This is a genomic window from Lactobacillus sp. (genome assembly GCF_051873315.1).
GTDB lineage: Bacteria > Bacillota > Bacilli > Lactobacillales > Lactobacillaceae > Lactobacillus.
Genome location: NZ_JBJEES010000050.1, coordinates 1 through 10,597, shown reverse-complemented (window position 1 = coordinate 10,597; position 10,597 = coordinate 1). Strand labels below are relative to the sequence as shown.

Genomic DNA, 10,597 nt, shown 5'->3' with positions numbered 1-10,597 from the left:
GGATCAGTGACCCGGATCAAGTAGCCGTCTCTTTCCAGCCGCTTGATCCGACCGGACAGGCTGGCCTGGGTAATGTGAAAAAGTCGGGCAAGTTCTGTCTGATTGAACTTGGTGGTCTTGATCGCGTAGAGCAGGCCGCCTGATTCTCTGGTCAGCTGCATGTCCTTAAACTCAGCATGGTAGACCTTGTGCAAAAGCATGGTCATATAACCCTGCTTTCTGATGATTTTCAAAATACTTTGTTGTTGGGAATTCTCTGAAGAATCCAATTCAATGACACCTCACAATTCATTACTTAGGTGACTAACTGTTAGAAACCTAATTATTAGCGCATTAAGTATTATACTTAACATGCTAAGCAATTACAAGCGGAAATCAGGTAACTTTTGCAAAGAAAAAACGCCAGCAAACGCTGACGCTTAAACTATTGAGTATTAAGGAATACACATTTTTACAACTTGGTAATGTCGACCAAGGAAATCTTGTTGTCGTGCTTAGCTTCCAGAGCGTGGATCAAAGCCCGAGCCGTGTCAAGGGAAGTATAGATCGGCACGCCGGCTTCTACGGCAAAGCGGCGGATCAGGAAGCCGTCCTTCAAGTTGTTGTTTCTGGTTGGGATGTCGATGACCAGGTCGACCGTTTCCGTCAAGATCAAGTCAAAGATGGTGTTCTCCTTGTCATTGATCCGGTTGACCAGGTGGGCAGGGATGCCGTGGCTCTGCAAGAAGTCGTATGTCCCTTGGGTTGCATACAAGTCGTAGCCGAAGTCATGGTATTCCTTGGCAATTGGCAAAAATTCTTCCTTAGCTGAATCCTTGACCGTGCAGATAACCTTCTTGTGCTTAGGCAGGTCCAGCCCAGTTCCCATAAAGGCCTTGTACATGGCTTCTTCAACGTCTTCAGAAATCCCCAGAACTTCACCAGTTGACTTCATTTCAGGGCCCAGGGCAATTTCCGCCCCGGTGATCTTTTCAAAGGAGAAGACTGGCATCTTGACGGCAACCGTCTTCTTTTCCGGAGCCAGGCCGTAGTCATAACCTTGCTCCTTGATGGACTTGCCAATGATGACGTTGGTTGCCACGTCGACCAGAGGAATCCCGGTTACCTTGGAGATGTAAGGGATGGTTCTGGAAGAGCGGGGGTTGACTTCGATCACGTAGACTTCGTTTTCATAAACGATAAACTGGATGTTCATCAAACCCTTGACCTTCAAGGCCTTGGCCAGGCGCTTGGAGTATTCAACGATCCGGTCTTTCATCTCCTGGGAGATCTTTTGCGGCGGGTAGATGGAGATTGAGTCACCAGAGTGGACGCCGGCTCTTTCTACGTGCTCCATGATCCCTGGAATCAAGATGCCTTCGTCATCGCAGATGGCGTCGACTTCACATTCCTTGCCGGCCAGGTACTTGTCGATCAAGATCGGGTGGTCTTCAATGTTGAATTGACTCGTAATGTGGTCGATAAACCGTTTGAGGTCGCCGTCGTTTAATGCGATTTCCATCCCGGCCCCGCCTAAAACGTAGGAAGGACGGACCAAAACCGGGTAGCCCAAGCCGTTAGCGGCCTTTAAAGCTTCTTCAGCCGTAAAGACGGTTTGCCCCTTTGGCCGGTCGATCTGGCACTTTTCCAAAATCTCGTCGAATCTTTCCCGGTCTTCAGCAGCATCAACGCTGTCAGCAGAAGTCCCAAGGATCGGCACGCCCATCTTCATCAAGTCCTGGGAAAGCTTGATAGCGGTTTGACCGCCGAATTGGACGATGGCCCCGTCTGGCTGCTCAAGTTCAATGATGCTCTGCACGTCTTCCGCCGTTAAAGGTTCAAAGTAGAGGCGGTCGGCGATGTCAAAGTCAGTTGAGACGGTTTCCGGATTGTTGTTGACGATGATGGTTTCGTAGCCGGCTTCCTTTAAGGCCCATACGCTGTGCACGCAGCAGTAGTCAAATTCAATCCCTTGGCCGATTCTGATTGGGCCGGAGCCGAAGACGATCACTTTTTTCTTGGATTGGTCTGGCTGGATTTCATGTTCACCGCCATAGACGCTGTAGAAGTATGGAGTTTCGGCGTCAAATTCAGCCGCGCAGGTGTCGACAGTCTTAAAGGCAGCAGTAATCTTCAAACCCTTTCTGAGGTAGTAGACTTCATCAGCCGTCTTGCCAGAAAGCTTGGCAATGACCCGGTCTGGGAATTCGCAGTGCTTGGCCAATTTCAAAAGGTCAGGAGTCAGTTCTTCGCTCTTCAGCCGGTCTTCGATTTCAACCAGGTGCTTGATCTTGTCAATGAACCAGACGTCGATCTTGGTAATGGCATGAATTTCCCGGATGGAGACGCCTTTTCTCAAGGCTTCAGCAATTCTGAAGGCCCGTTTGTCGTCAATCTTGCGGAGGTCTTTCCGAAGTTCATCGGCTGACAACTGGGCAATTTCTTCATTATAGAGGTAGTAGCTGTCTTGTTCCAAAGACCGGAGGGCCTTCATGAAGGCACCTTCGAAGTTGTTGCAGATGGCCATGACTTCCCCGGTTGCTTTCATTTGGGTGCCTAGCTTGCGGGAGGCATCGTAGAACTTGTCAAAAGGCCACTTAGGAATCTTGCAGACGATGTAGTCAAGGGTTGGTTCGTAAGAAGCATAGGTCTTGCCAGTTACGGCATTGACGATTTCGTCCAGGGTGTAGCCAAGGGCGATTTTGGTCGCGAGTTTAGCGATAGGGTAGCCGGTTGCTTTTGAAGCCAGGGCAGAAGACCGGGAAACCCGTGGGTTAACTTCGATGACGCAGTATTCAAAGGAGTCTGGGTTAAGAGCAAATTGGACATTGCAGCCACCTTTGATATTCAAGGCAGTGATGATGTTGAGGGCGGAAGACCGGAGCATCTGGTAGTCCTTGTCTGACAAGGTTTGAGATGGCGCGACCACGATGCTGTCACCGGTGTGGACGCCGACTGGGTCCATGTTTTCCATGTTGCAGACGGTGATACAGTTGCCAGCACCGTCGCGCATGACTTCGTACTCAACTTCCTTCCAGCCGGCGATTGATTGTTCAATCAAACATTCAGTTACTCTGGAGAGGCGGAGGCCGTTAGAACAGATTTCGTGGAGTTCTTGTTCGTTGTGGGCGATCCCGCCGCCAGTACCGCCCAAAGTGTAGGCCGGGCGGACAACTACGGGATAGCCGATTTCCTTGGCAAAAGCAATCGCGTCTTCAACGTAGTTGACGACAACAGACTTGGCAACCGGTTCACCGATTCTTTCCATCAAGTTCTTGAATTCCAGCCGGTCTTCAGCCATCTTGATGGTGTCGGTGTCAGTGCCGATGGTTTTGACATGATGCTTTTCCAAAAAGCCTTCGTCGGCTAAAGCCATGGCAATGTTCAAGGCGTTTTGCCCGCCCATGGTCGGCAGGATCGCGTCAGGCTGTTCTTTTTCAATCAACTGCTTGACGACCGGGACGGTTAAAGGCTCGATATAGACGTGGTCAGCCATGTCACCGTCAGTCATGATTGTGGCTGGGTTGGAGTTGATCAAGACAACTTCGATGCCTTCTTCTCTGAGGGCCCGGCAGGCCTGGGTGCCGGCATAGTCGAATTCAGCGGCCTGGCCGATGATGATCGGGCCTGAACCAATCACTAAAACTTTTTTGATATCGTCACGCTTAGGCATTCTTATGTTCTCCCATCATTTCAATAAAGCTGTCAAAGAGGTATTCCGTATCGTGCGGGCCGCCGCAGGCTTCCGGGTGGAACTGGACGGACTTGATGTTTTCATTTAAGTATTCCAGGCCTTCGATGGTCTTGTCGTTGACATTCTTGAACCAAACCTTGGCTTGCTTAGGGTCGATTGTGTCTTCCTTGATCACATAGTTGTGGTTTTGCGAAGAAATGTAGACACGGCCAGTAGTCAGATCCTTTACTGGGTGGTTGCTGCCGTGGTGGCCGTAGACCATTTTTCCTGTCTCAAAGCCGTGGGCTAAGGCCAAAAGCTGGTGGCCAAGGCAGATGGCGAAGATCGGGATACCGGAAGAAGAGAGGATCTTCAGCTGGTCAATGATTTCCGTGCATTCGCTTGGGTCGCCAGGGCCGTTTGACAGCATGATCCCATCAAAGTTGTTGTCTAAGACATACTGGGCTGGGGTGTCAGCTGGCAGGACGGTGACATGGCAGCCTCTTTTGGCCAGTTCTCTGGCGATATTGCGCTTGGCACCGAAGTCGTAGAGGGCAACTTCGTAGTCACCTTGACCGACATGGTAGGGTTCAAGGCAGCTGCACTTTTCAACGACGCCGTGGATCTTGAAGGCCTTGATCTGGTCGATTACTTCACTGACTTCGTAATCCTTCGTTGTGATCATCCCGTTCATGCAGCCTTCTTTGCGCAGAATCCGGGTAATTGCCCGGGTGTCGACGCCTTGGATGCCGGGGATGTTATTTTCAATCATGTAGTCGTTCAGACTCATGTTCATGCGGAAATTGGACCCCAGCCGTGAAAGCTCGCTTACTACAAAGGCTTCTACAAATGGGTGGGCGGATTCCTGGTCATCCAGGGGAACGCCATAGTTGCCGATCAAGGGATAGGTCATGACTACGCTTTGGCCAGCATATGAAGGGTCAGTCAGGACTTCTACATAACCAGTCATCGCCGTGTTGAAGACGAATTCGCTGATGACATCATGGACCGCGCCGAAGCTTTCGCCTTCAAAAACGTGTCCATCTTCCAGTATTAAACGCGCTTTCATTGATTGTTTGACTCCTATAAAAAAAGACATATCAACGAGTGACATGTCTTAAGTGATGAAATATTAATAAATTGAAAAAATGGAAAAGAAACAGCGAATGAAGCTGGGCAGATATCGGGATTAACGTTAATAAATGCGGTCATTTTTGCTGCTTCCTTTCTGTTTTTTCAATAGTATAAAGGATAGATGCAAGGCATGCAAGTAGTTTTCTTGATTTTCATTAAGAAAGGCGTATATTTTGTATGCATTTAGTTGGTAATCGTTGATGTGACAGTGAAAAAACAATTTTTGCCTGGATAATCACGAATATTCGCCTTTCAATTATTGAAATGATATTTAAATTAAAAAGCGCTTTTTCCTATGCTATACTTTTGACTGAGGTGAAACACATGCCAGGAATCGGAACTGTAATCAACGTCACCGCCATCATCTGCGGTGGTTTGCTGGGCTTGAACTTCGGCCATCTGCTAAAGGCCCGGGTGCAGCAAACACTAATGGTCGCCTGCGGTCTGGGGACCATGTTTTTAGGGATCGCAGGGGCGATAGAAAAAATGCTGCAGGTCAAAAACGGTCAGCTGACCAGTGGTTCCAGCTTGATGATGATTTTGTCTCTAGCAATCGGAGGCTTGGTGGGGGAATTACTCAACATTGAGGCCTACTTTGAATCCTTTGGTCACTTCCTCAAGCATAAGACCGGCAATAGCAAGGACCCGGCCTTTACCACGGCTTTTGTTGATGCATCCCTGGTCGTATGCATCGGCGCTATGGCTATCGTTGGCTCCATCAATGACGGGATTTATCATAAGCCAGATACCTTGATCGCTAAATCGATTCTAGACTTTGTCATTGTCATGGTAATGACCAGCGCCGAAGGCAAGGGATGCATTTTTTCCTTTGTGTCAGTCGGCCTTTTGCAGGGAAGCCTGACTTTACTCGCGCAATTCATCAAACCAGTGATGACTGCCGCCGCTTTGGCTAACATTTCTTTAGTTGGTTCCGTCTTAATTTTTTGTGTCGGAGTCAATCTGCTGTGGGGCAAAAAGGTCCGGGTGGCCAACTTCTTGCCGGCCCTGCTTGTTGGCTGGCTGTTTGCTTTCATCCCCGTGATTGGCTGATGATCATATTCAAATACTGTAAAGCAGTCAAGAAAAAAGTCGGCTTAAACGCCGGCTTTTTCTTCTGCTTCCAAACGCTGCAGTTCTTTTAAGATCAGGATTGTCGATCCTAATACGCAGAGGAGTCTGGTGCCCAGTTGGGAACTCCAGAAAGAATTCGTTCCTAAAGGCGCAAGCAGCAGCCAGTTGACCGCCAGCTTGAGGCCCAGTTCTCCGAGATTGCAGTAGAGGTATTCCTTCATTAAAAACATGCTTCTGAGCAGGCCTTCGTTCAAGAATTTGAAAACAGAAAGCAATTGAATGCCAACGAAAGCCAACAGGTAGACCTTGAAGAAGCCATAAGCTGCCTGGTTCTGCGCCGGATCAAAAAAGAGCCCGGCCAGCTCGCGGCTGGCCAGAACCATCAAAACGGAGCTGATTAGCCAGTAGATCAAGGAAATCTTGCTGCAATAGCGGTAAACAGCTCTGACGGCTGAGTACTTTTTGCCTGCTAATAGCTGGGCAGTCATTAGGGTCAAAGTCTGGGCGAAGCCAACAAGGACGATGGTCGCCAGGTTCATGACTTTGACGATGGCTACATAGCCCAGGATGGCTTCCTGGCCGAAGGGGTTAATCCAGGCCTGGACCAGGGTGGCGCCAAAAGTTACCGCAAACTGCTGGACGATCGTCGGCAGGGCAATGTGCATGATCAGCTTGATCTTATCAAAAGAGAGATCCGGCTTAAGGGAGACCGGTTCTTTTTCCTGCTGGTCCATCTTGGCCAACAGCCAGAGAGTCACCAGCATCATCATCCCTTGCGCCAGAACCGTTCCGAGAGCTGAACCCAAAACGCCCAGGTGCAGGACCAGAATGAACAGCAGGTTCAAGAGCAGGTTCAGGCCGCTGGAGGCAGCCAGCAGGTAGAAGGAAATTTTTGCCCGCTCATTGGAAATGAGGATGGCCCGGCCAACATCGTAAATATAAATGATCGGCAGGGCAAAAAGGTAAACCCGGCCATACAGAAGGGCATCCCTCATCATGTTTTCCGGCAGGGAGATCGCCTTGTAGAGGGCTGGCAGGGAAATCCAGGCAATCACCACCAGAATCAAGCCGCTGATCGCGCTGATGAAAAGCGTGTCGCGGGCCATCGCTGCCTTTTCCTTGTACTTGCCCGCGCCTAAAAGGCGGGAAACCGTGACGTCAACCGACATCTCAAAGCCGCCCGAAACCACCAGAAACAGCATGATCACGCTGGCAGCGTTGCCGACGGCACCGAGCTGTCTGGCCCCAAGATAGCGGCCAATGATTGCCATGTCAATCACGCTGTAAAGCTGCTGGACGACCAGTTCACAGATCATCGGCAGACTGAAGCTCCAGACTTTTCTTCTTAATTCACTTGTCATCTCTGTACCTGCTTTCAAATTTCTTATCTTTAGGGTAAACTATGCCCTAAGGGCATAGTCAAGGCTGGAACCTGTTTTTTGAAAGGAAAATTCGATGGACGAGAATTTGATCAAGACTGGCGATTTTGCCAAAATGTGCGCTGTCAGCAAAAAGGCGCTCTATTTGTATGAAGCCAAGGGGCTTTTGCTGCCGGCATTAGTTAAAGACAACGGCTACCGCTACTACCGGTTAGAGCAGGTGGACCAGGTAGCAACCATCCGCCTGCTAGAAAAACTGGGCAGCAGCCTGGATGAAGTTGGCCGCTTTTTTGCCTTGACCAAACTGCAGGACCGCCGCAGCTACCTGCTCAAACAGCAGGATGCCGTTGAAGACGCATTGAATCAGCTAAGCCGGATCAAAAGCAGCTTGCTCTTTTTTGACAAGCGGATAGATGATTTTGAAAAATTAGGCTGCCAGAATCTGACCATTGAAAGCTGCCCGACGGAGTATCTTGAGGTAAGTCCGTTTAGGCGGGGCGTCTCGCTGAATCCGATCAACTTTGGTCCCCGCTACGGGGTGATGACTGATGATTTTGCCCAGGCAACGATCAGCCGCTTTTTCAAAGTGGTCAGTGCAGGGGAAGGCAATTTTGTCAAAGCAGCAGGCAAATATGCTTATTTTTACCAGGAACTGGACAATGAACAAGTGGCGGCCAACGGACCACGCGCACTGGAATTTATGCAAAAACAAGCAAGGGTGCTGCCGCCTTTTTATCAAGAAGATTTCAGCAGTTCAGTCTTGGGTCATGGCGGATCGGTGATCATCAAGTATTCTGCTAAGCTGGATCTGTGAGCAAATAAGCGGCAACCCTACAGTTTTTTTCGCGTGAAGGGATGCTGCTTTTAAATTTGCACTCACTTTTGATCGAAAAAGTGCTTCTAAGCGAGCGTAAATGCGATTGAAAAGATAATCTATCGTTTTTTTCACTCCAATTGCTATAATTAGGGGGAGGTGAGAACCATGAGTGAGACCAAGGATCTATTATCCCGCTTGATACTCAAGGGCAAGAACCAGACCTTTGATAGCCTGCAAGCCCAGGAGCAAAATTTAACTTTCTCTAGCTTGGAAACTGCTTTAAAGGATAAGCTTGGCATAGAGGCGCTGAATCAAGATATTCTGATAACTTTGGATTTGCTTCGCAAGGGTAGCGGATACACCAACGCTGGGGCACTTTTGGCTGATCACAATCATTTTCGTGGTATCAATTTGGTTCGTTTTGGAGCAAATCTTAATATCACGCTGGATCGAAAAGATTATGAAGGTATTTCTGTTTTAGATCAATATAATCTCTCCATTAACATGTATCGACAGTATTACCAATACGAAGAAATCAAGGGCTTTAACAGAGAACTGGTAACAGAGATACCTGAGGAGGCTTTCAGAGAAGCAGTTGCTAACGCATTGGTACATCAGACTTGGGATGTGAACTCTCAAATCAAAAATTTCAATGTTTGACAACAGAATTGAAATTGTTTCACCCGGTGGTTTGCCAAGTGGCTTGAGCAAAGAGGAGTATCTCTCAGGGAAAATTTCAATACTGCGCAACCCGATTTTGGCGAATGTGTTTTACCGTTTAGGCTTAATTGAACAATTTGGTACGGGAATCCGCAGAATTATCAGTAGTTATCAAGGAAGCGTTATTCAACCTCAATTTAAAATCTTTGAGAACTCAATCGTGATAATTTTGCCGCTTTTACAATCAGTACCAGTCAATCTTTCTAAAGATGAAGGTAAAATTTATCAGGCAGTTCAATCTGGAAACGAAACTACCAGCAAGATAAATGAAGAGGTCAGCTTTGGTCGAACCAAAACCTTAAAGTTGATTAACTCTTTGGTAAAGAAGGGATACCTTATTAAAATTGGGGAAGGCAGAGGCACAAAATATCAGTTAACGAAGTAGAAAAAATGCAGCATCCTTGATCGATTCCTTCGAGAGGGGGATGCTGCTTTTTTGTATTTGATCAAAGGTGGACAAAAACAGAGTAATTTTCTGGAAAATTATTGTAATATCCCGGCTGTCAAAGAATTTTGACAAAGAAAATAGAGGATGTCAAAGAAATTAGCTGGACCTTTTGCGAAAAACACGGCTTAATTAAGACAGAAAGGAGCGGAAATATGAATACAGGAGAAAGATTGAAAAAAGCCCGCAAGCAAGCGGGATTAACGCAAGAAGCCGCGGCTGGCAAGTTGCAGGTTTCTCGTCAGACCTTGTCCAACTGGGAGAATAATCGTACTTATCCTGATCTGGTCAGCTTACTGGCCATCAGCGATCTCTACCAGATCAGTCTTGATGCCTTGCTAAAAGGTGACCAGGACCTGGTCCAGCACATGGAAGACAAGATGGACACCGTAAAACAAGGTAAGCAACTGACAGCGGCTTTACTGATCAACTTGCTCTTGCTGGTCATTGGCGCAGTGGTGTTACGTTACGCGTCAAGTCAAGCTGCCTATATAATTCTGTTTGTTTCCTTGGTCGTCAGCGTGTCCTTTTTACTGATGCAGATCGTTAAAAGAATATAGGAGGTTGCAATAATGAACCTGTTAATTTTAATTGGCCTGGCAGTCACTTTTGTCGGTATTTTTTATACTTGGTACCAAATCTATTCTTTAATGCGCCTTGATGCGGAGATGCGCGGAATTCCGCATCCCAAAGGAACCGCCTTGTTTCTCAGCAGCGGACAGAGAGGGGAGGGACTCCTGGCCTACTTGATCTATCGGAAAAAATATCCTTTGACTTCGCTCACTCCCAAAGACCGGGCAAAAAGCGACCAGCTAAAAAAACAAGCCTGCCTTGGAATAGCCTTCATGGCTGTTGGCGCATGTATCGCGATTATTGGCTTGAGCATCAGCTAGAATTATCTAATCTGGAATTTCGGCAGATTGTTAAAAAGCGGCAATTTTTAGCTTGCCGCTTTTTGCATTTTGATTCTGAGTTGCAATAAACGGTCAAGTCTCCAGGGCGGAAAAATTTGGCCGCAAATGAGAGCTTTTCTCAGCATTTTTGGCAAAAAATCACCATTTCACTGAATGCGTAGAAATAAGCATTTTTACGCATTCAAATCTTAATTGGCTAGGACGGATTTTTGGACAATTTTGCCACTTCAATGCACCTTTATGATAGAATAAATACATAAAGACGCATTCAAAGAGGGGAGGATTTTAACAGCAAAATGGGCCGCAAAGTCAAGAAAACGGAAAGCAGTAGAAATATCCGGCCGTTGAAGACAGCAAAAGAAATTAACGCCATGAAGCGGGCTCTCCAATTTGGAACCGGGACGGTTACTGGGCAAAACAGAAATGGCTTGCGGAATGCCATGATTTTTGTCTTTGGGATCAACA

The 10,597-nt window shown here is 47.6% G+C and carries 10 protein-coding genes and 1 pseudogene; 7 read left to right on the top strand and 4 right to left on the bottom strand.

The genetic code is table 11. From position 1 onward, the window contains the following. The 3 genes from ACI32D_RS02760 to ACI32D_RS02750 form a co-directional block, all read right to left on the bottom strand. Window positions 1-206 (bottom strand): MarR family transcriptional regulator (locus ACI32D_RS02760; protein ID WP_439775124.1); only part of this gene is annotated, 206 nt, incomplete at its 3' end. Window positions 207-451: 245 nt separating this feature from the next. Further along, window positions 452-3,652, bottom strand: coding sequence for a carbamoyl-phosphate synthase large subunit (gene carB, locus ACI32D_RS02755; protein WP_439775123.1), 3,201 nt, complete (start codon window positions 3,650-3,652; stop codon window positions 452-454). Next, window positions 3,645-4,721, bottom strand: coding sequence for a carbamoyl phosphate synthase small subunit (locus ACI32D_RS02750; RefSeq protein ID WP_439775122.1), 1,077 nt, complete (start codon window positions 4,719-4,721; stop codon window positions 3,645-3,647). The genes carB and ACI32D_RS02750 overlap by 8 nt, the downstream gene beginning before the upstream one ends. Before the next feature lie 389 nt (window positions 4,722-5,110). Between ACI32D_RS02750 and ACI32D_RS02745 the strand changes: the two genes are divergently transcribed. After that, window positions 5,111-5,836: a DUF554 domain-containing protein gene (locus ACI32D_RS02745; protein WP_439775121.1), complete on the top strand. Its 726-nt coding sequence runs from the start codon at window positions 5,111-5,113 to the stop codon at window positions 5,834-5,836. 44 nt (window positions 5,837-5,880) lie between these two features. Here ACI32D_RS02745 and ACI32D_RS02740 read toward each other — a convergent pair whose 3' ends face one another. Next, window positions 5,881-7,218 (bottom strand): MATE family efflux transporter, encoded by a 1,338-nt coding sequence (locus ACI32D_RS02740; protein ID WP_439775120.1) that lies wholly within the window; start codon window positions 7,216-7,218, stop codon window positions 5,881-5,883. Window positions 7,219-7,312: 94 nt separating this feature from the next. Here ACI32D_RS02740 and ACI32D_RS02735 point away from each other — a divergent pair, with 94 nt between their 5' ends. The 6 genes and pseudogenes from ACI32D_RS02735 to ACI32D_RS02710 form a co-directional block, all read left to right on the top strand. Further along, window positions 7,313-8,050 (top strand): MerR family transcriptional regulator, encoded by a 738-nt coding sequence (locus tag ACI32D_RS02735; protein WP_439775119.1) that lies wholly within the window; start codon window positions 7,313-7,315, stop codon window positions 8,048-8,050. 168 nt (window positions 8,051-8,218) lie between these two features. Next, on the top strand, window positions 8,219-8,713 hold the full coding sequence (locus ACI32D_RS02730) for a hypothetical protein (RefSeq protein ID WP_439775118.1): 495 nt from the start codon (window positions 8,219-8,221) through the stop codon (window positions 8,711-8,713). Beyond that, the gene (locus ACI32D_RS02725; protein WP_439775117.1) at window positions 8,706-9,158 is read left to right on the top strand and encodes an ATP-binding protein; all 453 of its coding nucleotides are present in this window, start codon (window positions 8,706-8,708) and stop codon (window positions 9,156-9,158) included. Before ACI32D_RS02730 ends, ACI32D_RS02725 begins: the two co-directional genes overlap by 8 nt. A gap of 233 nt (window positions 9,159-9,391) precedes the next feature. After that, on the top strand, window positions 9,392-9,778 hold the full coding sequence (locus ACI32D_RS02720; RefSeq protein WP_439775116.1) for a helix-turn-helix transcriptional regulator: 387 nt from the start codon (window positions 9,392-9,394) through the stop codon (window positions 9,776-9,778). Between the two features lie 12 nt (window positions 9,779-9,790). Further along, the gene (locus ACI32D_RS02715; RefSeq protein ID WP_439775115.1) at window positions 9,791-10,111 is read left to right on the top strand and encodes a hypothetical protein; all 321 of its coding nucleotides are present in this window, start codon (window positions 9,791-9,793) and stop codon (window positions 10,109-10,111) included. Between the two features lie 317 nt (window positions 10,112-10,428). Then, window positions 10,429-10,597 (top strand): annotated as a pseudogene (locus tag ACI32D_RS02710) (tyrosine-type recombinase/integrase); the annotation flags it as partial.